General features: G+C 39.2%; 19 protein-coding genes and 1 pseudogene. 8 read left to right on the top strand and 12 right to left on the bottom strand.

Features of this window, described 5'->3' with window-relative positions:
• Positions 1 to 127: 127 nt before the first annotated feature.
• Positions 128 to 559 (top strand): annotated as a pseudogene (gene deoC, locus ACEN36_RS10940) (deoxyribose-phosphate aldolase); the annotation flags it as partial.
• Between the two features lie 105 nt (positions 560 to 664).
• On the opposite strand, the gene fghA reads toward deoC, so the two are convergent.
• The 4 genes from fghA to ACEN36_RS10960 form a co-directional block, all read right to left on the bottom strand.
• A complete protein-coding gene (gene fghA / locus ACEN36_RS10945) occupies positions 665 to 1,504 on the bottom strand; it encodes an S-formylglutathione hydrolase (protein ID WP_407096599.1) in 840 nt (279 codons plus the stop codon).
• Between the two features lie 38 nt (positions 1,505 to 1,542).
• Positions 1,543 to 2,652 carry an S-(hydroxymethyl)glutathione dehydrogenase/class III alcohol dehydrogenase gene (locus ACEN36_RS10950; protein WP_407126580.1) on the bottom strand — a complete coding sequence of 370 codons (1,110 nt, stop codon included), beginning with the start codon at positions 2,650 to 2,652 and terminating at the stop codon, positions 1,543 to 1,545.
• A gap of 1,019 nt (positions 2,653 to 3,671) precedes the next feature.
• On the bottom strand, positions 3,672 to 5,114 hold the full coding sequence (locus tag ACEN36_RS10955) for a PH domain-containing protein (protein WP_407126581.1): 1,443 nt from the start codon (positions 5,112 to 5,114) through the stop codon (positions 3,672 to 3,674).
• Complete coding sequence (locus ACEN36_RS10960) at positions 5,107 to 5,598, bottom strand: PH domain-containing protein (protein ID WP_079650557.1); 492 nt, start codon at positions 5,596 to 5,598, stop codon at positions 5,107 to 5,109. The genes ACEN36_RS10955 and ACEN36_RS10960 overlap by 8 nt, the downstream gene beginning before the upstream one ends.
• 308 nt (positions 5,599 to 5,906) lie before the next feature.
• Between ACEN36_RS10960 and ACEN36_RS10965 the strand changes: the two genes are divergently transcribed.
• Together ACEN36_RS10965 and ACEN36_RS10970 are read left to right on the top strand one after the other, a co-directional pair.
• Entirely contained in the window at positions 5,907 to 6,251 is a 345-nt protein-coding gene (locus ACEN36_RS10965) for a PadR family transcriptional regulator (protein ID WP_407126582.1), read from the top strand.
• A complete protein-coding gene (locus tag ACEN36_RS10970) occupies positions 6,241 to 7,062 on the top strand; it encodes a hypothetical protein (protein ID WP_407126583.1) in 822 nt (273 codons plus the stop codon). The genes ACEN36_RS10965 and ACEN36_RS10970 overlap by 11 nt, the downstream gene beginning before the upstream one ends.
• Before the next feature lie 57 nt (positions 7,063 to 7,119).
• On the opposite strand, the gene ACEN36_RS10975 is transcribed toward ACEN36_RS10970, so the two are convergent.
• The 3 genes from ACEN36_RS10975 to ACEN36_RS10985 form a co-directional block, all read right to left on the bottom strand.
• Positions 7,120 to 8,418 (bottom strand): M20 family metallo-hydrolase, encoded by a 1,299-nt coding sequence (locus tag ACEN36_RS10975; RefSeq protein ID WP_407126584.1) that lies wholly within the window; start codon positions 8,416 to 8,418, stop codon positions 7,120 to 7,122.
• A 157-nt stretch (positions 8,419 to 8,575) separates the two neighbouring features.
• On the bottom strand, positions 8,576 to 9,415 hold the full coding sequence (locus tag ACEN36_RS10980) for a Cof-type HAD-IIB family hydrolase (RefSeq protein WP_407126585.1): 840 nt from the start codon (positions 9,413 to 9,415) through the stop codon (positions 8,576 to 8,578).
• A 61-nt stretch (positions 9,416 to 9,476) separates the two neighbouring features.
• A complete protein-coding gene (locus ACEN36_RS10985; RefSeq protein WP_407126586.1) occupies positions 9,477 to 10,913 on the bottom strand; it encodes a 6-phospho-beta-glucosidase in 1,437 nt (478 codons plus the stop codon).
• A 187-nt stretch (positions 10,914 to 11,100) separates the two neighbouring features.
• Here ACEN36_RS10985 and ACEN36_RS10990 point away from each other — a divergent pair, with 187 nt between their 5' ends.
• Positions 11,101 to 11,979: a MurR/RpiR family transcriptional regulator gene (locus ACEN36_RS10990; protein WP_079650490.1), complete on the top strand. Its 879-nt coding sequence runs from the start codon at positions 11,101 to 11,103 to the stop codon at positions 11,977 to 11,979.
• Positions 11,980 to 12,033: 54 nt separating this feature from the next.
• Positions 12,034 to 13,005: a nuclease-related domain-containing protein gene (locus ACEN36_RS10995; RefSeq protein WP_079650488.1), complete on the top strand. Its 972-nt coding sequence runs from the start codon at positions 12,034 to 12,036 to the stop codon at positions 13,003 to 13,005.
• A 1,061-nt stretch (positions 13,006 to 14,066) separates the two neighbouring features.
• Here ACEN36_RS10995 and ACEN36_RS11000 read toward each other — a convergent pair.
• The 4 genes from ACEN36_RS11000 to codB all read right to left on the bottom strand — a co-directional run bounded on the left by ACEN36_RS11000 (position 14,067) and on the right by codB (position 18,690).
• On the bottom strand, positions 14,067 to 15,026 hold the full coding sequence (locus ACEN36_RS11000) for a glutathione S-transferase family protein (RefSeq protein ID WP_407126587.1): 960 nt from the start codon (positions 15,024 to 15,026) through the stop codon (positions 14,067 to 14,069).
• A 212-nt stretch (positions 15,027 to 15,238) separates the two neighbouring features.
• Complete coding sequence (locus ACEN36_RS11005) at positions 15,239 to 15,847, bottom strand: DUF1819 family protein (protein ID WP_407096610.1); 609 nt, start codon at positions 15,845 to 15,847, stop codon at positions 15,239 to 15,241.
• A gap of 308 nt (positions 15,848 to 16,155) precedes the next feature.
• Positions 16,156 to 17,427: a cytosine deaminase gene (locus ACEN36_RS11010; RefSeq protein WP_407096611.1), complete on the bottom strand. Its 1,272-nt coding sequence runs from the start codon at positions 17,425 to 17,427 to the stop codon at positions 16,156 to 16,158.
• The gene (gene codB / locus ACEN36_RS11015; RefSeq protein WP_407102087.1) at positions 17,428 to 18,690 is read right to left on the bottom strand and encodes a cytosine permease; all 1,263 of its coding nucleotides are present in this window, start codon (positions 18,688 to 18,690) and stop codon (positions 17,428 to 17,430) included.
• A 489-nt stretch (positions 18,691 to 19,179) separates the two neighbouring features.
• On the opposite strand from codB, the gene ACEN36_RS11020 reads away from it, so the two are divergent.
• The gene (locus tag ACEN36_RS11020) at positions 19,180 to 19,530 is read left to right on the top strand and encodes a YbaN family protein (protein WP_407126588.1); all 351 of its coding nucleotides are present in this window, start codon (positions 19,180 to 19,182) and stop codon (positions 19,528 to 19,530) included.
• Between the two features lie 144 nt (positions 19,531 to 19,674).
• Positions 19,675 to 21,132, top strand: a complete 1,458-nt coding sequence (locus ACEN36_RS11025; protein WP_407126589.1) for a PTS transporter subunit EIIC — start codon at positions 19,675 to 19,677, stop codon at positions 21,130 to 21,132.
• A 237-nt stretch (positions 21,133 to 21,369) separates the two neighbouring features.
• Here ACEN36_RS11025 and yeiL read toward each other — a convergent pair whose 3' ends face one another.
• Complete coding sequence (gene yeiL, locus ACEN36_RS11030; RefSeq protein WP_407096615.1) at positions 21,370 to 22,053, bottom strand: transcriptional regulator YeiL; 684 nt, start codon at positions 22,051 to 22,053, stop codon at positions 21,370 to 21,372.
• Positions 22,054 to 22,128: 75 nt separating this feature from the next.
• On the opposite strand from yeiL, the gene ACEN36_RS11035 reads away from it, so the two are divergent.
• Positions 22,129 to 22,815 (top strand): YjjG family noncanonical pyrimidine nucleotidase, encoded by a 687-nt coding sequence (locus tag ACEN36_RS11035; RefSeq protein WP_407126590.1) that lies wholly within the window; start codon positions 22,129 to 22,131, stop codon positions 22,813 to 22,815.
• The last annotated feature ends 309 nt before the right edge of the window (positions 22,816 to 23,124 follow it).

A 23,124-nucleotide genomic window follows, 5' to 3' on the forward strand; every position in this document is an offset into this window, starting at 1 on the left:
TACTTCAAAATCTATTACCATGGAGTAAAGAAGTTCAAGAAAGCTGCAAATAACCCTTACTGTAATACAAAACTATTGTAGCAAGGGTTATTTGTTATATCTATATACCGTTTCATTTTGCGCTTACATTCAAAACGGCGCAGACGAAATCGACTATGTCATTAATGTCAGCAAATTAAAAGATGGTGATGTGGAATACATTCGCCGAGAAATGGAAGCAATCGTAGCCGTTTGTCGAAAAGAAGAAATTCTCAGCAAAGTTATTTTAGAAAACTGCTATTTGACAGATGTAGAAAAAATCGCTGTGTGTGAAATCGCCAAAGAAGTGAAACCGGACTTCGTCAAAACTTCCACTGGTTTTGGACCAAGCGGAGCGACTGTAGAAGATGTGGCGTTGATGAAACAAATCGTTGGGGACCAAGTCAAAGTAAAAGCTGCTGGTGGAATTCGTGATTTGGACACGGCTTTAAAAATGATTGAAGCTGGTGCCGAGCGTTTAGGTATGAGTGCGGGAATCAAAGTGATCGAAGAATACAGAAAAGTGGAGAAAAATTCTTAAAAGTTCGTTTTATTGATACAAAGAAAAAGACAGCAATACCGTTGTGTGGGTATTGCTGTCTATTTTCAACCCATTATTTTAAAGAAAAACTCAGCTTATCAATAATCAGCCGATTTGAGATAAATGAAACTCCAAATGTTCTTCAATAAAACTCGCGATCGTGTAATAACTATGGTCGTGTCCTGGCAGCATACGAACCGTCAATGGGTAATTTTTTTCTTCTGCAATCGCCGCTATTTTAGAAGGCTGCAATTGTTTATCGTAAAAAGGATCTGCATCTCCTTGATCAATCAAGACCGGAATATTTTTGCCCGTGTATTGCTTAAGCAATTCGGTTGCATCCCATTCACGCCATTTTTCTTGATTACTGCCAAGATACGCGCTGAAAGCTTTTATTCCCCAAGGAACTTCCATCGGGTTCACAATGGGCGCAAAAGCAGAAATGGAAGTAAATCGTTCTGCATTACGCAGTCCAATCACCAATGCTCCATGTCCTCCCATAGAATGTCCGGAAATAAATTCTGGTCCAGTCAGTTGAAATTGGTCATGAGCGATAGCGGATAACTCTTTAGTGATGTAATCGTACATCTTATACTGAGCTGCCCAAGGTTGTTCGGTAGCATTGAGATAGAACCCTGCTCCTTGACCTAAATCCCAATCCTCTGAATCGGCTATCTCTTCTCCTCGAGGACTAGTGTCCGGCATAATCATCGCTATCCCTAAACGAGCAGCAGCTTTTTGTGCGCCAGCTTTGTGCGTGAAATTATCATCGGTAGACGTTAAACCGGATAACCACCACAATAAAGGTGGTTGCGCGAACGTTTCTTTATTTGGTAAAAATAAGCTGAAAGTCATTGGGCAACCTAAAGTGTGTGAATCATGACGGTATTTGTATTGTGTTCCGTCAAAAACAACGTGTTCTTCAAGCAATTCTAATGTTGACATCCTTACCCTCCTCATTTGAAATAGGTTGAAACAACTGATTAGTAAGAAAGAACTGTACGAATCGATTTTCCTTCATGCAATAAGTCAAACGCTTCATTGATTTTTTCGAAAGGCAGCGTGTGTGTGATGAATGGATCCAATTGAATCTCACCGCTCATCGCTTTTTCAACCATGCCCGGCAATTCTGTACGTCCTTTAACTCCGCCAAAAGCAGATCCGCGCCAAACGCGTCCCGTTACCAATTGGAATGGGCGAGTGCTGATTTCTTCTCCAGCTCCGGCTACTCCGATCACAACACTTTCTCCCCAGCCTTTGTGGCAGCATTCTAAAGCTGAACGCATCACATCAACATTTCCGATACATTCAAAACTATAATCCACACCGCCATTTGTTAACTCAACAATCACTTCTTGGATAGGACGGTCGTATTCTTTAGGGTTCAAGAAATCTGTCGCTCCCATTTCTTTAGCCAATGCAAATTTGTCTGGATTTGTATCAATAGCAATAATTCGTCCCGCTTTTGCTTGAACGGCGCCTTGAATAACTGCTAAACCGATAGCACCTAAACCGAAAACAGCGATGGTATCGCCTTCTGTTACTTTCGCTGCATTGCTTACAGCGCCAATTCCTGTGGTTACGCCACAACCCAATAAACATACTTTCTCTAAAGGAGCTTCTTGGTTCACTTTAGCTAATGAAATTTCAGAAACAACGGTATATTCACTAAACGTACTTGTTCCCATATAGTGATAGATAGGTTCTCCTTTGTAAGAAAAACGCGTCGTTCCATCCGGCATTAATCCTTTACCTTGTGTTTCACGAACCGCTTGGCACAAATTCGTTTTGCCTGAAGTACAGTACTCACATTTGCCACATTCAGGTGTGTACAAAGGAATCACATGATCCCCTGCTTGAACGGAAGTAACTCCTTCGCCGACTTCTACGACAACCCCGCCGCCTTCGTGTCCTAGTACTGCCGGAAAAACACCTTCAGGATCCACACCAGACAATGTATACGCATCTGTATGACAAACCGCTGTATCTGTAATTTTAACTAATACTTCCCCTTTTTTAGGTCCTGCTACATCAATTTCTACTATTTCAAGAGGTTGACCTGGTCCAAATGCTACTGCTGCGCGTGATTTCATGTTATTGATCTCCTTTTCACTATCCAATTAATCCAAAATTGAGGGGGGATAACCCTTATTGTTTCACTATTATTTCCCCTAAAAATGCATCTTAGCCAAATGATAACATGGTTATTCTTTTGCTACAACTTGTCTCATTTGCACGATAGACATTTTCTATCAGACTTCAACCCAATAAAAATGATTAACTTACGTTCCACGGAAGAATAGACGGTGTTTCTTATTGGAAAGAGTAGCTCTTCATCTTCTAGCATTGGTAAAGAAATTTCCTCCGGCCTATGAGGTTCCTTATGAAAATCCATGGGACCGCCTTGGTAGCGACCCAAAAAAGTTAGAGTAAAAAACTAATTTTTTGGTGGGCATTTTTTTACGGCAAAGTATAGTGAAGTGAAGATATGATTTGAACATCAAGAGTAAACTCGCCTTGATGAAGAAATGGGTTTGAACATCAAGGGTAAGCTGGGCTTGATGAAGAATGAGGTTTAAACATCAAGAGTAAAACTGCCTTGATGAAGAATGCGGTTTGAACATCAAGGGTAAATTCGCTTTGATGAAGAAATGGGTTTGAACATCAAGGGTAAGCTGGGCTTGATGAAGAATGAGGTTTAAACATCAAGAGTAAATTCGCCTTGATGAAGAATGAGGTTTGAACATCAAGGGTAAGCTGGGCTTGATGAAGAATGAGGTTTAAACATCAAGAGTAAAACTGCCTTGATGAAGAATGAGGTTTGAACATCAAGGGTAAACTCGCCTTGATGAAGAAATGGGTTTGAACATCAAGGGTAAGCTCGCCTTGATGAAGAATGCGGTTTGAACATCAAGAGTAAATTCGCCTTGATGAAGAATAACCTAAGCAGTCCCATATCCCTCCAGGAATTTCTAAGAATGAGTTTCTAAAAGATTCTATTTAAAAAGACAGTGATTTTTACTTACCAACGTCAAATGTTGTAGAATCAAAAGAGCGCTGTTTCCTCCCTATTTGAACCTGGAGGAAACAGCGCTCTTTTGTTCATCAACTATCATTTAGTTTGGTAAAAGTTTTTCAGTTTTTGTACATGAGAAAAATCCATAAAACGCAGATTAAGCACTTCGGTGGCGAGACCGGCTTTCAAGGTCATACTGATGTGTCCAATCTGCTTAGGAAACAACCATCTAGAGGTTTCTTCTGAAAAAGATTGGACTTTTTGGCGTTCTACAAAAGTATGCACTTTAGTAAACCACTCTGCGTCTTGTATGCAGACTCGATTAGCCGATTGAATGTGGTAGCCTTGAGTTCGGCAGTTGAACCATGAAAGAAGCAGTGACAAAAGCAAAATAATTACCACCGCTAACGCTATCCAACGATTCAAAAATGCCACGCCCACAGCAACCGGAATCAGCAGCAGCTTCCATCGCCAGAAGTACCAAAGTTTTTGGCGCGACACATAACCAATTTCAGGACGCTTAAAGTTCCATTCGAGCATCAACTGATTTAGCACCGTGTACAGTTCAGTATCAGAAATGATCGGTAAAATATAAAGTTTTTTTACTTCTCCATTTTCCCCTTCGCTTTCTTGGCCCCCTGCTAAAAGCAGTTCGACAGAAGAAATCCCTAAAATTTTTCGCAGAGGCTGTTGCCGAACTTTCAAACCTTGGATTTTTTCCAAGGGAATCTTTTGGATTTTCCGCTCAAATAGCCCACTTTCGATAGTCAGTGTATGGTTCGTGCGCTTAACTTGAAAGTTGTAATATTGGATAAATGTTTTAACTAAAGATAGCAGCATTACAATAATTAACGTCACAACAAAAATTGCTATTGTTACTAACCAACCTGTTCTCCAGACATTTTCTGCAAGTGAAGTGGCTGTCGTGATCCAGTTTTCCGGAATAAACTCTGTCACAAAAAAAATCAGAGCGATAAAGGATGCGATAATGCTCAAATCAGTCACAGCAAATAAAATAATTTGACTATTCGTTACTCGATAATCCGATGCAACTGCGGCAGGCTTTTCCACACTATCCTCTAGTACCTGATGATCGCTTTCTGGCTGTTCACCTTGACGGTAACTTTCTATCAGCTCCAACAGTTCAAAATTTACCGCTGGCATAGACGCTTCAGCTTTAGTGCTGTCTCCTCCAGCCGTTTCGATCAATAATTGAATCGTATTAAATGGTTTAAAGAAAAACCATTGGCGTTGTTTGATCGTTTGAATGCGTTCATAGGGAATATCTGTTTCTCGCTTACGAAATACTCCTTGATAAAGAATAATTTTCTCAGAGGAAATTTGATAGGACTGAGAAAAATATTTCCACAATGATTGAGCTGTTACAAATAAAAAGACCGCTAGTAAAACTAGTATTCCAAAAGTAGTCGTCAATTCTCCGTTAACGATCAGTAAAAAAATAACAAATAAAAGTCTTTTCAATCCATTAAACCCATAAATCGCAAGGGCGAGAGGATGAAATCTTTTTCGTTCAGACATCCTCTTTCGCCACCTTTACCATTTGGATAATTTGTTGTCGCAGGCTAACAGCCTCCTCCACATCTAAACCGGAGATGTTGTGACTAGATGCCGCTGTATGGATGACGATTTCCATCAAGTTTTCTTTGCGCAGGAAAGGTCCTTGTTCCGTTTCGATATGTTGAATACGGTTAATTGGAACATGAGTAATGGTTCTAAATATGTAACCTTCTTGAAAAGACAGATCTTCAGAAGTAATTTCGTACCTGTGATATTGATAGCGATAAGGAATCAATAACATGTCAATAATAAACACAACAAGAACTACAGCAAAATATCCCCCTATAATCCATAACCATACCCCATTTAAAACATCAAACCAATTGAGTACAGCTGTCACCCCGATTCCAATTAGTAAAAAAACACCTGTTGTTACAATACTGCTTTTCTTCCACACCGATTTGATTCGATCCGGCATTTGTTTTGGTAATAATGGATAATCCAATCTCATTCTCCTCTATGTTCTTTTTTCTTTTATTATACACTTCTATGCGCTGGAATCACGGATGAATATTAAGAATTTTAACTAAATAAACGGTCCAAAACATAAAGTAAAGAGCCGATAAAATCATAAGCACTCCTAAAATCAGGATTCTTTCCGCAGCGCGTCCGCCTAAAAATTATATATTTTCTGCAATTCAAATTGTATTTCTTAAACAGAAGTTTAAGAAATCACGCTATTATGTATTGCAATATAGTCCGATTAAAGTTACACTATTATGTAATACAACATAGCGAGTCAGGAGGGGTGTTTTGGCACAATCTAATTTATCCACACAGATGCTAAAAGGAATTTTATCTGGTTGTATTTTAATATTACTAGAAAACGAATCCTTATATGGTTACCGTTTAAATGATCGATTAAAAGAATTTGGTTTTGATGTTCCCATGGGAACTATCTACCCCTTGCTGTTATCTTTAGAAAAAAAGGAGTTCATCAAAGGAGTGAAAAAACCTTCTAAAGATGGACCTGATCGAAAATACTATCACTTAACAGCAACAGGTCTCGAGGAAAAAGAACAGTTTATTTTACAATGGAATTCATTAAAAAGTACTGTTGAACATTTAATTAAAGGAGCTGACCAAAATGGCGGTTAAAGAAGCTGAAGCTTTGACGCAAAAAAATGCAACGTTACAGCAACAACTGATTAAAGAAAATGAAACTTACTATAGTGATTTACTAGTTTATATTAGAACGAAAACTTTTTTCAGAGATGAACTAAAAACAGAAGAATTATTGTTGGAAGTCTTGCAAGACATATTAGAGGCGCAAAAAAATGGTGTAAGTGCTGCAGATTACTTTGGCAACAGCCCTAAAGAAACGGCCGATCAAATTATTGAACAGATTCCTTTTAATTTCAAGAATGTTCTAACTACATTCTTGTATGCATTCTTAGCTTATGCAGCTTTCAGTATTTTACCTAATTTGATTTTCCCTGAGACCGCTTTTGATGCTGGGGTTTTTCTACTTTCTGGTATTTATTATTTTTTCCTTGCTACCATACTTATTTGGGGAATTGGACAAACAATTTATCGTACTATACCTAAAGTCATTGAAATCACAGTTTTTTTAGTCTTTATTTTGCTTTCATCAGCTCCGTTTGTATTGAAATCTGTCCTTCATTTTGAGACTCCATTAACTTTTTCGTTAGATGGTACATTAGGGATACTATTGATTCTATTCATTGCTGCAATTGTCATTTATAAAGCAAGCCATGAACCTCTTTTCGCCACGTTTATCCCTATAATATTTGTAAGTGCCTTGCTAGGAGTATTATATCGACTCGAACTTACACAGCACTATTTAGTATCTGGTTCTGGTAAAATAACTGCAAGTATCATTATGATTATCAGCGTGCTTGTTTCAGTCTATTTAACTCATCGCTTATCAAAAAACGATAGCCGCTAACCGTTATGAGCCGTCTTTCTAAAGTTGGTCTTTAGAAAGACGGCTCATAACATTCAATTAACTTTGCAAGCTTTCAACATAGCTCTTCAACACATGAACAGCTTGTACACAGTCATCCAAGCTGCTCCATTCTGCTGGGTTGTGACTGATCCCGTCTTTGCTCTGCACAAATAGCATGGCAACTGGGAGCTCGCTTCCCACCACTTGACTGTCATGTCCAGCTCCGCTCGGTAACGAGTAAGGACGAATATTATTTGCTTCAAGTGCTTTTTTCATTTGATCTTGCCGTTCTTCTGAAATAGGTACTGGCGGAGTAATTAATAAATCTTCGTATTGCACTTGGACCGAATGTTTTTGGGAAAGCTCTTCACTAAGACGCAATATCCGAGCAACCACTTCTTTGCGTGTCTCCTCTTGAATGTCTCTCACATCTACATATAAAGTCACTTTTCCGGGAATCACATTGACGCCGTTTGGTTCCACAAATAATTTACCTACAGTTGCTACAGCAGACTCATTGACTTGACGAGGAATAGTATTCAACGTGAAAATAAATTCGCTCGCAGCTACCAATGCATCTTGCCGATCATCCATCGGCGTATTCCCGGCATGGCCCGCTTGCCCTTCAAATGTGAACTTCAACCAGTGAGGGCCGGCAATTCCGGTAACGATTCCGCAAGACAGGCCTTCCTTTTCCAGACGCTTGCCTTGTTCGATGTGCACTTCTACAAAACTGTCTATTTCATTAAGATTCCGTTTAGCAGATACATAACTGTCCAAGCTCAATCCAACATCTTGAAGCACCTCTTCAAAAAACAGGCCATTTGCATCTTGGCGCTTTTTCTTAGCTTCCAGATCCGCTTTGCCCATCATCGCTTCACTTCCACTCAAGCCTTCTTGGAAACGAGAACCTTCTTCATCTGTAAAGATAACTACTTCAAAAGGCTTTTCCGGTTGGTATACTGTTTCTTTCCAAGATTCAGCCACTTCTAAAGCTGCCAACACACCCAACGGCCCATCAAAGTGTCCACCATTGGGTACCGAGTCCACGTGCGAACCACTCAAAATTGCAGGTGCATCTCCATTCTTTCCTGCTAAACGCCCAAATACATTTCCTGCTCCATCCATTCGGGCAGTCAATCCAGCCTCTTTCATCCATTGCATGATCAATTCTTTGGCTGCTTTTTCTTCATGAGAAAAGCCAGGCCGGTCCGAGCCGTTGCTTTCTGTTCGGCCAATTCGAGATAAGGCATCCAGCCTCTCAGCCAATCGTTTTCCTGATATCCCGTTCTTATCTAATTTATTATCATACTTTTCTAGTAAGCGTCCTCGCAAATGCAATGTGTCTTTTTTCATCCTTATTCCCCCTATCTCTCTATACTAGCAAAAAAGACCCTAGTTGAAAATCGATTTTCCCGATTCAGGAGGCTCAGGTACTTTGAATTAAAATCTCAGACTAAAAAGACGCCTCTACTGTAAGAAGCGTCTTAAATCTTCTATTTGGCCCTTCGGCTTAATCAATTAATCCAAAATGCTGAAACGCTTTTTGTAATCCATCTTCGTCAACCGTATCCGTCACATAGTCTGCCATGGCTTTGATTTCTTCTCCTCCATTGCCCATCGCTATACCGATTTTACAATATTCCAACATTGGAATATCTACTTTGGCATCACCAAATGCAATGGTATCGTTTTTGTCCGCTCCATAATGATTCAACAATGTCTCAATCGCAGTTTGCTTATTGATATTGTCTAAAGCAATGTCACCAAATAAAGCTTTTTCGCCGACGCCGCCCCAAGTCCCTACTTTCAGCTCAGGAAAAGTTTCCACAGCATCTAAATAATCTTGGTAATCCTCCAGAATAAAACTGATCTTGTTCACGTCATCGCGGTACAGCTCACCGTCAAAAATCATTTCCGGGAATACTTTCCGTACGGTTATCGATTCTGCACCCGGCTTTTCCTTGTAAGCCATGTAATCTTTCACCGTCTGCTCACCTCTTATTTCAAATTGCTCACTCGCAAATAAACCATTGTTGGATTCCAAATAAAACTCCAGCTTACGCTCATGCAGCCAATCTACGATACTTCGTTCTTGTTCCTCAGTCATCAATTGGTGCAACAGAACCTCGCCGTCGCTTTCTACATAGTTTCCATTGCCGCCGATGTAACCGTCAAACCCGATATTCAGTATGTTGTCATACATTTCTGCTTTACTCCGGCCCGTTACCGTATACACTTTATGTCCGCTTGCTTGTGCTGCTTTGATGGCTTTAACTGCTGAATTCGGCAATTCATTCGAGTAATTGACCAACGTTCCGTCTACATCTAAAAATAGATATTTTGTCTTCATTGCAATCATCCTTTTCTTAAAAGACCATGCTGAAGTGTCCAGCATGGTCTTAATCACTTAATTATTCTTTTGTAAAATCTAAGTCTTCTCCGTTAGAAGCGATGACTTGTTTGTACCAATCAAACGATTTTTTCTTCGAGCGTTTCATTGATCCATTTCCTTCATTGTCACGATCGACATAGATAAAGCCGTAGCGTTTTTTCATTTCGCCGGTAGACGCTGACACAATATCGATACAGCCCCAAGGAGTATAGCCTAAAACGTCCACACCATCTTTTTCCACAGCATCTTTCATCGCTTCAATGTGTTGTTGCAAGTAATCGATGCGGTAGTCATCTGCTACATAGCCATTTTCGTCTGGAGTATCCACTGCACCCAACCCATTTTCGACTACGAACAACGGTTTTTGGTAGCGGTCGTACAACTCGTTCATGGTAATACGGAATCCAAGCGGGTCAATTTGCCAGCCCCATTCACTTTCTTCTAGGTAAGGATTCTTGATTGAATCGAAGATATTCCCACCTGTTTTTTCTTGGTCTTTTTGAGCAGCTGAAACGCGTGAAGAATAATAAGAGAACGTAATGTAATCCACAGTGTGCTCTTTCAGCAATTCTTTATCGCCTTCTTCAAATGGAATCTCAATGCCTTCGTGTTTCAAACGAGCCAATGCATAATTCGGGTATTCCCCGCGAGATTGCACATCAATAAAGAAATAATTCTCTTGATTGTCCAGTTGCGCTTGACGAACATCGGTTGGATTCGGCGTATTCGGGTAATATTGCCCCGCTGCCACCATACAACCAACCATATTTTCAGGATCTACTTCATGAGCGATTTTAGTCGCTAACGCACTTGCCACTAACTCGTGGTGAGCGGCAGTATACTTCACTTGCTCCGCATTCTCGCCTTCTTCAAATACCAGCCCAGCCCCCATAAACGGCGCGTGCAAAATCATATTGATTTCATTAAACGTAATCCAGTATTTCACTTTTCCTTTGTAATGGTTGAACAACGCGGTAACCAAGTTTCCATAAAAGTCGACTACTTTACGATTGCGCCAACCGCCGTATTCTTTGATCAAATGAATCGGCATATCGAAATGCGTAATCGTCACGACAGGTTCAATGCCGTATTTAAGGCACTCATCAATCAAGTTATCGTAAAATTTCAAGCCTGCTTCATTTGGCTCCGACTCGTCCCCATTTGGAAAAATACGCGTCCATGCAATACTGAAGCGGTAAGATTTAAAGCCCATTTCTGCAAATAAAGCGATGTCCTCTTTATAGTTGTGGTACATATCAATCGCTTCTTTGGCTGGGTAAAAATGATGGTCATCAAAATCTAAATGTTTCATTTGACCGGTAATGATCGGATAGCGATCTTCCCCAATTGGAACGACATCCACATTCGCTACTCCACGTCCATCTTCGTTGTATCCACCTTCACTTTGGTTAGCCGCAGTTGCGCCGCCCCACAGAAAATCTTTTCTAAAACTCATTCTTTTTCCTCCTAATACTATTGTCTTTGACTTCATTTTATCGAAACGGTTTCATTTACTCAATCCTTCCTAACAAATTAGTACAACTCAACACAGGTTTCTTAAATTTGGCCGTATATCTTGTAAATGTTGTACACAAAATTCTATAATAGTTGTGTACAAAGGTTTGCCGAAAAGGGGAATGAAGATGCTGCTCATTGAACAAATAAAAGAACAAGAATTTTCAGATGCAGAACAAGTATTGGCTGATTACATTCTTGACCATCCAGAACAATTGCCGGATTTGACCACTAAAAAGCTGGCCGCTATTACTCACACCAATCCTACCAGTTTGATTCGTGTAGCGAAGAAACTGGGATTTAATGGCTGGACAGATTTGAAAGAAGCCTACTTAGAGGAATGGCAGTATTTGAACAGCCATTTTACGACTGTTGATGCCAACTTACCATTTGATCAAAAAGATCATTTGATTTCCATTGCGAATAAAGTCAGTGCGTTGCAGCAAAATACTCTGCAAGATACGTTGTCGTTAGTCGATCCAGAAAGCCTGCGACTAGCACAAAAACTGCTGCTGGAAGCCGAAGAGATCAAGATTTTCGCGAGTCAAACCAACGCACTCATTGCTCAAGATTTTGTCACAAAAATGCGTCGCATCAATAAGAAAGTCACGATTTCCTCTACTTATGATTACAGTACTTATGAAGCTTTTAATAGCGATGCAAAAACATGCGCCATTATTATCTCTTACACAGGAGAAAACGAGGCCTACGTAAATTGTCTGGATATTTTGAAAAAACAAGAAGTACCGATCATCGGTCTAACCAGTATCGGCGATAACCCGATTTCAACTCAAAGCGATTGTTCCCTGAAAATAACCACTCGAGAAAAGCTGTACTCTAAAATCGGTAACTTTACTTCGAACACTTCTGTCATTTACTTATTGAATCTACTCTATTCAATCGTCTTCACCGCTGATTATGAAGCCAACCTTAACCGCTTGATTCAAATGGGGCGCGCGTCAGACACTCGCACAACAACTTTGGACATCATTAAAGAAAATCATTAGACAAAAAGAAAGCTCCTCCCTTTTGCGTATCTATATGTAAAGGGAGGTTTTAAGATGAAACGTAATCTAACCATGGAACACGCCTTGCTGCTGACTCTTTCCAAGCGCAGCAAATTAACCACTGATCAAAAGCGGCAGTTAGACAGAGATGATAAAGGACACAACGGTGAAATAGATTATGACCAAATCGTTGAAGAAAATAGCAGCCCGTCATGGTACCATTTTAAAAATATTTGGATTGATTACCTTGGCCGTACTCAACTTGATTCTTTACTGGTTACTGAAAATGGCGTTTTTTTAACAGACATCAAGAATTATACCAATCACTATACTTATACAAATTTCATGTGGACCTATCAAAATAAGCCGCTATCAAAAAATATCAATCAACAACTATTAGACAACATTGTCAAATGCCAATCCCTTGGCAAAGTGATTCCTGCGATGAAGGATACTCAAGGTACCATTGTCTTTATAAACGAACGCGCTGTACCAAATATCATGGATCAAATGCCTGTAAATTATTTGTTGCGCTATCAAATCTACGATTGGATTGACAGCCTAAAGCAGCCTGTTCCAGGCAACAGCATACCAATTCACAAAACGGTTGAACAAATCAAACAATTTATTATTCCCAACCCATATGACCACAACTATATATGCTCAGATGAAGAGTTTAAAAAATTAAAAAAAGGAATTTATTGCTTCAAATGTGGTAGCTTTCATTTGGAGATTGGAGAATATTTCATAAGTTGCAGTTGTGGCCATAAAGAAAAGAAAGAACAGGCGGTACTCCGTTCTATTTGCGAGTATGGAGTGTTGCAAAACAACAAGGAACTTTCAGTAAACAATCTTTTTGAGTTTTTAGACAAAAAAATTCCAAAACAATTTATTTATCGAAAACTGCAGCGCTTTTTCGTTCCTGTTACTGGAAAAAGCAGAGTCACCTTTTACAAAAATCCAAAGATGCTATATGAGTTTGTGTTTGAAGCAACAAAAGACAGTAAGATTCTGAGAATAGAATAAAGGAGTATAGTATAACCATGAAAAGGGTACAAGAATTGAGCTTGTATCCTTTTTGTGCGCAAGTTCATCACAAAATAGTTCCTCTTGATGTTTGAACTACATTTTTCATCAAGGCGGGTTTAGTCTTGATGTTCAAAACCATTTTTTCATCAAGGACGCTTTACCCTTGATGTTCAAAACCGATTCTTCATCAAGGACGCTTTACCCTTGATGTTCAAAACCGATTCTTCATCAAGAACGTTGTACCCTTGATGTTCAAACCACTTTCTTCATCAAGGACATTGTACCCTTGATGTTCAAAACCGATTCTTCATCAAGAACGTTGTACCCTTGATGTTCAAAACCGATTCTTCATCATGGATGTTGTCCCCTTGATGTTCAAAACCATTTCTTCATCAAGAACGTTTTACCCTTGATATTCAAAACCATTTCTTCATCAAGGTCATTTTACCCTTGATGTTCAAAACCATTTCTTCATCAAGGACGCTTTACCCTTGATGTTCAAAACCGATTCTTCATCAAGGTCATTTTACCCTTGATGTTCAAACCACTTTCTTCATCAAGGTCATTTTACCCTTGATGTTCAAAACCATTTTTTCATCAAGGTCATTTTACCCTTGATGTTCAAACCACTTTCTTCATCAAGGACGCTTTACCCTTGATGTTCAAACCACTTTCTTCATCAAGGACATTTTACCTTTGATGTTCAAACCACTTTCTTCATCAAGGACATTTTACCCTTGATGTTCAAACCACTTTCTTCATCAATGACATTTTACCTTTGATGTTCAAACCACTTTCTTCATCAAGGACATTTTACCCTTGATGTTCAAACCACTTTCTTCATCAAGGACATTTTACCCTTGATGTTCAAACCACTTTCTTCATCAAGGACATTTTACCCTTGATGTTCAAAGAAACTATCAACACTACCCATAAAAAGTTCTTTTGCAGACAGTAACAGCTTGAATTAAAAAACCGCCCAGATAGTGCCTCTAAAAGTTAGAATGAAAATCTAACTTTTGGAGGCACTTATCCTAGCAGTTTTTTTAAGTCTTATTCTAATCTAACGTAAAATCCAATTCTGGTCCCACAGGCACGATTCCTGTTGGGTTGATATTTTTATGGCTGCGGTAATAATGTTCTTTGATGTGGTCAAAGTTCACTGTCTCCGAGATTCCTGGCCAATTGTACAATTCTCTGGTATAGCGCCATAGATTTTTATACTCTCTGATTTGACGGATATTGCATTTGAAATGACCATAATAGACACTGTCAAAGCGAATCAATGTCGTAAATAAGCGCCAATCGGCTTCTGTAACTTGATCGCCAACTAAAAAGCGTTGATTTTCTAGCCGTGTCTCTAACTGGTCCAATGTTTCAAACAACTTAGTCACTTCTTCTTGATAAACGTCTTCTTTAGTTGCAAATCCAGCTTTGTAAACGCCGTTGTTGACATTTTGATACACGACTTCGTTGATCGTATCGATTTCTTCACGCAAATCTTCTGGATAAAAATCGCCTTCTTTGGCGCCCACACCGTAAAAAGCTGTATTCAACATGCGCATGATTTCAGAAGACTCATTATTCACGATTTTATTTTGTTTCATATCATACAGCATTGGAACTGTTCCGCGACCGCTGTAATGGGGGTCCACATGTGTATAAATCTCATGCATGTACTTGGCATTGAATATAGGATCAGGAATCACACCTTCACCTGGTTCAAATGTCCATCCGTTTTCTGCCATCAATGGATTCACAACGGATATTGAGATCATGTCTTCTAATCCTTTTAATTTACGCATGATCAACGTGCGGTTTGCCCATGGACAAGCCATAGCTACATATAAGTGGTAGCGATTCGGCTCCGCCTTAAAGCCGCCTTCACCAGTCGGACCAGGGCTGCCGTCTGGAGTGATCCAATTGCGGTATTGAGCTTCCGTACGAATAAAGCGTCCTCCGTTACCTTCTGTGTCATACCACTGATCATGCCATTTCCCATCTACTAATAACCCCATCTGTTTCTCCTTCCAAAAATCCATTCTATTATTTTGTCTGTTTGCTTACTATATATCTATTATAAAGACCGGTGAGAGATTTAACAAATAGAACAGCTATTGATTTAACCCCCCCAGCCCACTCGATTGAATTAAAAATGGAATATTGCCTGCCCTATTCATTAACGACAGCATATTTTGTTTGCCAATTGATTAAAAACGTTCACAGTACACTAGTCAATCAATTCGCCTAGAACGACTTCTACTATGTCAGTTTCTTTTCGTTCGATTAAATAATTTCGAATATCATAATTAACGACCAATCGCTGTAACCGGATATCATCTTCCTCTGTATAAGCCATTCCAACTTCGTGCAATAACCGATGATAGGAATCCATTAATAAGCTTTTCGTTTCAGGAGTCCACTGTCTTACTGTTGGATTTTCCATTGACTTCTGTTCAAAAAAAGCCTCAGTTTCTTCTCTGTTTAACTGCCAGTCCAACACCAAAAATTTGTCCCATACGACTTCACGCATCCATTCATACATTAATTGATCTTTTTTCAACAAGGCGTAAAACAGAATCGCTTTGCTTGTTGGAATATCGGTTGCTAAAAACTGATTAAATAAATAGATGTCTAATTCTTCTAACCGTTTTTGGATTTCGCTATAAAACCTGCTTGATCTATCTTCACTGGCGAGTTGAAAACTATTTTCCTGTACAATTGTTTCCGCTATTTCATCATATGTTTTCCCTTGATGCAAAAAGGCAGCAACTTGCTTTGATTCTGCATACAAAAATGGTCGGGTATTCAATGTGGTTAAGTATTTTTTAGCAGCCATATATCCTCACTCTTCTCATTAGAATTGTCTAGTATAAGTATACCATTTATTCAAAAAGACAACTATTTAAGTCGCTAAATTCAATTGAATAATAACTTGACTGAACCTAGGGATGAGATTGGAAAAAAACTCATCCCTCATTTTGATGGTCATGACAACTTTCATCAAAATTAAAGAATGAGTTTTTTGATTTTATATTTGCTTTATAATAATTTAATCTTTGCTGAATGCAACAGTGTACAACAATCAATAAAACTTTTTTCAAGCCTATTTATTATCTAAGAGACTTTCTTATACTCCTACTTACTTCAGCGGCTAAATTGCACGGGATCCTCAAATCCATCTATCAAGGTCCTTGTTTCGCTTAATTTAGTTTCTGCAATTTTTTCACCATGTCTGTAAGAGTAGCGGACCGGTACTTGTCTGCGGATCGCTTCATATTCATTCTCAGTTGGCAGCACAATAAAATCAGCCGGCTTACCTTCTTCGATTCCATAACGTTCTTCAATGTGCAGTGTTTTTGCGCTGTTGATCGTGATCAAGTCCATAGCACTCATGATTTCTTCGTAGCCTGTCAACTGAGTAGCATGCAGCCCCATCAATAGAACCTGCAGCATATTTCCTGTTCCCAACGGGTACCAAGGATCATAGATATCATCATGGCCGAAACAAACGGTTAAATCAGCTTCTAATAATTCTTTGACTCGTGTCAGCCCTCGCCGTTTCGGATAGGTATCAAACCGTCCTTGCAGATGCATATTGACTAGCGGATTGGAAACAAAACGAATATCAGATAACTTCAGTAAACGGAACAGCTTAGACGTATACGCATTGTTGTACGATCCCATCGCTGTTGTATGGCTAGCTGTTGTTCGCGAACCCATTCCTCTTTCGTATGCTTCTTTTGCCACAACTTCAACAAAACGTGATTGTTCGTCATCGATCTCATCACAGTGGATGTCCACTAGACGATCGTATTTTTCCGCTAAGTCAAAAGCAATCTTAAGAGATTCTACACCATATTCCCTAGTGAATTCATAGTGTGGAATGCCGCCTACTACATCAGCTCCCATTTTCAAGGCTTCTTCCATTAGTTCTTTTCCATTTGGATAAGATAAAATACCTTCCTGCGGGAAAGCAACGAGTTGAATATCGACATAAGGTGCCATCTCTTCTTTCACTTCCAACATAGCTTTTAACGCTGTCAAATGAGGATCAGTCACATCCACATGTGTGCGCACATATTGTATTCCTTGAGCTATCTGCCATTGCAAAGCTTTTTTTGCTCGTGTTTTAACATCTTCATGCGTTAAAGAAGCTTTTCGTTCAGACCAACGTTGGATGCCTTCGAACAATGTTCCGCTTTGATTCCAATTTGGTTCACCCGCAGTCAATGTTGTGTCTAAATGAATATGTGGTTCAATAAAAGGAGGCAGCACTAATGAGCCCCTGACATCCAATACACCCGTTCCTTTTTCTATGGATTCTGGCTGGGGTTCAATACTCGTAAACATTCCATTTTCGATCTTAATTTGCCAAAGACCTTTTTTTCCTCTTAATGCTGCATTTTGAATAATCATCTATTCTACACTTCCTTTAGTGTTTTTTTCAATTCCCATTGTCTTAGTGATTGGTAATTTCATCAGCCCTGTATACACCACGGCTGTGCCTACTAGTGCATTAAGCGGGGAGATTCCAGGTGCAAATTGAGCCAAAATGACACCGATGACCCACGCCAGAAGCGCTGTCCAGTTGACGGATACGAAAGTTGCTTCTTCAAATTTGGTATAGTTGCAGCGTTTCACGAAAAAGTAGTCAGCAATAATGATTGCTCCAATCGAAGGAATAGCCGCACTTAGCAGATTCAAAAAGCCGACAAAATTAGTGTACATCCACATAGCCAATACAGTTCCAATAATTCCATTCGCAAAAACCCAGAATTTCTTAGAGATTTTTGTAATGTTGGCAAATCCTAATCCAGAAGCGTAAAGCGCATTATCATTGGTTGTCCAAATGTTCAGTGCCAATACTAATATTGCTGGTATCGTTAGGCCTTGCAAGAATAGGACTTCTGAGATATCTGAAAGCCCGTAAACCATAGCCCCCACTGCTCCGAATAAGAACATTAGCGAATTACCTAAGAAAAAAGCTGTTGAAGTAGCCCCGACAGCAGAACGCGAAGTTTTTGCAAAACGGGCAAAGTCAGCTGTCAATGTCCCACCGCTGATAAAAGATCCGATACAAATCGTCAAAGCAGCTGATAACGCAAGACTTGTTTCTGGTTCATAATCAAAAAGACCACGTAACCCACCTATAACTTCAGTTGCTTCAATAACTGAATAACTTCCTAGGACGGTAATCAAAGGAACAGCGATAAAACTTAGAATAACTAGCGACTTCATCCCGTATAGAGAAGCCAGTGTGATCGCAACCCCAAAGACAAAAATCAGTAAGTAACTATTCCAGCCCATTTCTTTTGCGATCGGAACAGCGAACATTGCCACACCAACTCCAAACCAGCCGACCTGAGTAAAGCCTAACAAGAATGAGGGGAAATAGGATCCTTTTTCCCCAAATGAGTACTTGGCCAGCAAGTGAGTAGACAATCCCATTTTTGCTGCAATATGCGCCAGTGCGCCAGTATAAAGGCAGAGCGCGAAGTTCCCCAGCAAAACAACAAGTAAAAATTGCGAGAATGTTAAATTTAATCCCAACTGACCTCCCGCTAACATACTGGCTGAAAAGAAGGTGAAACCTAGCATCACTGCCATTGTTTTTGCAAAAGAATTCCGGTTCGATTGCGGTACCGTTTGTAACGAAAACTCTGTATCTGTTTTCTTCATTTTATTTCCTCCCATTTCTATGGGTACCGAAAAGCACAAAAAGAGACGGATCATCAGTTTTCACCTGACAATCAGCCTCTTTTTTAAATACAGGAAAACACAGCATACACAATTGCTTGCCTACACTTCTCCCTATTCTTATCCGCTTCCTTGTCAGTCTCTCTGGACTGATTTAAAGGTACCTGTTATTTGATTACACTTATTATTCCAGAAAACCCTTTGTCTGTCAAACAGAAAAAATACTATCCATCATTTTTGCGTTTCATTTATAAAAGAAATACGATATCTTATGGAAAAGCGTCTTTGTTCACAAATTTTTTTGTGGTACTATAGGGTTACCTTAATAGTGAAAGTTTGTAATAACCAGTTTTAACAAAGGGATTTGCCTCAGAACAAGTTCACCTTTGAGCATTAAAAATCAAGGTAACAATGACTTATAATTTAGTAAGCAGTCTTTTTCTAACAGCTATTCAGAAATGAGGAGAAACAGTGAAACGAATTGCATTAATAACGGTCGGATTTATGTCATTTGGTTTAGGTTCAATCGGAGTTTTATTGCCGATTTTGCCTACTACACCTTTTTTGTTGTTAAGTGCATTTTGTTTTACTAGAAGCTCTGACCGTTTTGATGTCTGGATCAGACAAACTCGTCTCTATGTCGCTGACTACATGGAAACACGCACTATTCCTATGGATCGCAAATGGAAAATTCTGCTCAATATTTATCTCTTGATGGGTTTTTCGATATTTTGTGCACCTATACTCCCAGTAAAAATAGGATTAGCCTTGTTGACGGTCGGCATCACGTTTTTCTTGTTTGTACTCATTCCCAGCAGCTAAAAAAAAAGACGGCTTTCTAAATCATGATCACCCTCCAACAGTTCGATGGATTCGTCGAACTGTTGGAGGGCTTTTTCTTGCTGGATTCTCATTCATTATGGGATGATACTCTTAGCGATCATTGAAAATAAGGAGAAAACCAACATGAAAAATAAAAAAGAGGAATACCGAATTTTAGCAACTCATATTATCCAGCTTGTAGGCGGAAAAAACAATATTGATAATGTTATCCATTGCGTAACACGTCTTCGCTTTTATTTGAAAGATGACACACTGCCTGATGAGGAGAAATTAACTGATTTAAAAGGTGTTATGGGGGTAGTGAAAGCAGGAGGGCAGTACCAAGTAGTGGTCGGTCAAGCTGTCGATGATATTCATAAAGAGGTCTTGGCACAATTAAATCTATCCGATGACGAGCCGCACCATGAAGCAGCAACTCTTTCTGAGAACAGTACTACCTTTGAAAAGATCAAACACGGCGGAAACCAGCTTATCGGTGTCATCACAGGCTCAGTGATGCCAATCATCAATATCTTGGCTGCTTCAGGTATCATAAAAAGTCTGCTAGCTGTATTGACCGCATCCAATCTGATTGCTGAAACAAGCAGCGCTTATTTGATCATCAGCGCAATGGCGGATGCCGTCTTCTATTTCTTGCCTATTCTGATTGGATTCAATGCTGCCAAAAGATTGGGCGGAAATCCTTTATTAACAGCCGTAATTGGTGGTGTCATCATTCACCCAACCGTTCTTGAAGCAGCAAACAATGGACTGAATATTTTATCTGTTGGTACCTTTGACTTTCCTTACGTAGCTTATACCTATTCTATTTTTCCCATGATATTAGCTGCTTGGATGGTAAAAAAACTAGAAGCAGGGTTAAAAAATTGGATTCCTACCTATATTCAAGCTATTTTGGTTCCGATTCTTATCATTGGAATTGTAGCTTCCATTACCTTTTTACTTACCGGCCCTGTCATCACATGGCTCTCTCTAGGTTTAGCACATGGACTTCAAGCCTTATTGAGCTTGAATGCGCCTATTTTTGGAGCCGTTATTAACGGCTTTTATCAACTATTGGTTATCTTTGGTTTGCATTGGGGAATCATCCCTATTTACGTCAATGACTTTGCCACATTAGGGTATAGTTACTTGTCAGCCATGGTAAGTATGACCATCGTCGCCCAAGGTGGTGCGGCTTTAGCGGTAGCGGTCAAATCAAAAAAAGACGACATTAAAGAACTAGGATACGCGGGAACGATCTCTGCTTTTTGCGGAATCACTGAACCGGCAATCTATGGAATCAATCTGCGCTTCCGTAAACCCTTTATCTGCGCTAGTATTGCCAGTGCGATTGGTGGCTTCCTTGCTGGAGTTTTCCAAGTCAATATGTGGAGCATTATTGGCTCTATTATTGGACTGCCTTCTTTTATCGATCCAGAAAATGGTATAACAGCTAACTTTTGGTACGCTCTCCTTGTAACAGCAGTTACTCTGTTTTCTGCGTTTGTACTTACTTATATCTGGGGCTACAATGACAATATGAAAATGCATGAGAAACGTGAGAAACCTAAAAACCCAGCTAAACAAACAATGGCTTAAACAGTACAGTCTGTTAAAAATATTCGAAAGAAAAAGGAGCTGACTCAAAATTCGAGTAGTGTTATTCGATTTTGGGAAAGCTTCTTTTTTATTGTCTGAACAAGTTACTGATTGCTTGGCAAGAGGTAAGAGCCATCCAACTACTTTTACTACCTTCGAATAGCTGCTAATCGCCTAATCACAGCCATTCGATTGCTTTTTCTAATCTCAAAAGAACTATCCCGTTCTATTTAACGCTTAGAAAAAATTCTTTATCTCTAATTTCTTCAGTTTATCTTTATGAATGCGATAATTTTTCCCTTCTTTTATCAACAACCCCATTTGCTGAAATTGTTTTAAGGTATGGAACAAATGTCGGTAACTAACGCCTAAGAATTCTGCAGTCTCTGTTTGTTTCTCCATGTAAATCCCATCAACTTCTACTTTTAAAATATATGTAGCCAATCTATACTTCAACTCATAATTCTGGCTATTCGTAAAATGATTGACTCGAATCAACAATTTTTTGGCTAAATAGGTAGATAAATAATTCATGAATTGGTTGTCCTTCAACAAGACAGCTTTGGCTACTGACAACGGTATCACTAGACAAGTCAGTTTATTGACTGCCATAATATCTTTTGTCTGTTTTTCGACCTCCAGCAAAGATAACTCACCGATCATATCTCCACTATCAATGAATTGCAGTAATGACCGTTTCCCGTTCTCATGGATCATATAGATTTTAGCCCGACCTTGAAGAATAAAATAGAGATACTCCGAATCTTCACCCAAATTCAAAACCATTTCCTTTGGTTCAAATTCAACTATTACGGCTTGGCTGGCTATTGCAGCTGGAGTTTCCACCATCATTTCTTCAATTGCTTGGATCTTTTCTAGAATATCAATTTGGTCCACATCTTTTAGGACTATTTTTTTCAACTAATCACCTCAAATAGGATATATCTCCTATTAATATACTGCATTTGAGTGTAAATTAGTAGCGAGGTGAAAGAAATGAAACAGTACAAACACTTGATTTTCGACTTGGATAACACATTACTGGATTTTAACGATACAGAAGAACAAGCGCTTAAAAGCGTGTTTAAAGAATTTAAAGTTCCTGAAACCATTGAAACCTTTGACACATATAAAATGATCAACAAAGGTTTGTGGACTTCTTTAGAACAAGGTGCGATCACGCGAGAAGAAATTTTTAATAGCCGATTCACTTTATTTTTTAACGAATACAGCTTGAAAGTGGATGGCGTAAAAGCAGAACAACTATACCGCAACTTTTTAAATGAAGGCTGCAAGACTATCGAAAATGCCGGTTTGCTTTTGAGCAAATTAAAGAAAAAAAACTACCGTATCTATGCGGGTACCAATGGAATGGGCATTACACAAAGAAAACGATTGCTGGATTCACACTTGCTGCCATATTTTGATGAATTGTTTATTTCCGAAGAAATAGGCTATGAAAAACCAGATACCCGCTTTTTTGATACCATCTTTGAGACATTACAGATTACGGAGAAAGACTCCTGTTTAATGATTGGAGACAGTCTGTCTTCCGATATTTTAGGAGCTCAGAATGCTCAAATCGATAGTGTTTTGTATACTTCGGAGAAAAATATGACGTCTTCAACTGCAACTTACACCGTAAATGAGTTGCTCCACATTTATTCCTTGCTGGAAGACTAGTGTTTGAACATCATGGGAGTAGACTCCTTGATGAAGATCAGCATTTGAACATCATGGAAGAAAGCTCCTTGATGAAGAATGGCGTTTGAACATCATGGAAGTAGACTCCTTGATGAAGATTAGCGTTTGAACATCAGGGAAGTAAGCTCCTTGATGAAGATCAGCGTTTGAACATCAGAGAAGTAGACTCCTTGATGAAGAATGGCGTTTGAACATCATGGAAGTAGACTCCTTGATGAAGATCAGCGTTTGAACATCAGAGAAGTAGACTCCTTGATGAAGATCAGCGTTTGAACATCATGGAAGTAG

The sequence above is a fragment of the Desemzia sp. FAM 23989 genome (assembly GCF_045528345.1).
Taxonomy (GTDB): domain Bacteria; phylum Bacillota; class Bacilli; order Lactobacillales; family Carnobacteriaceae; genus Desemzia.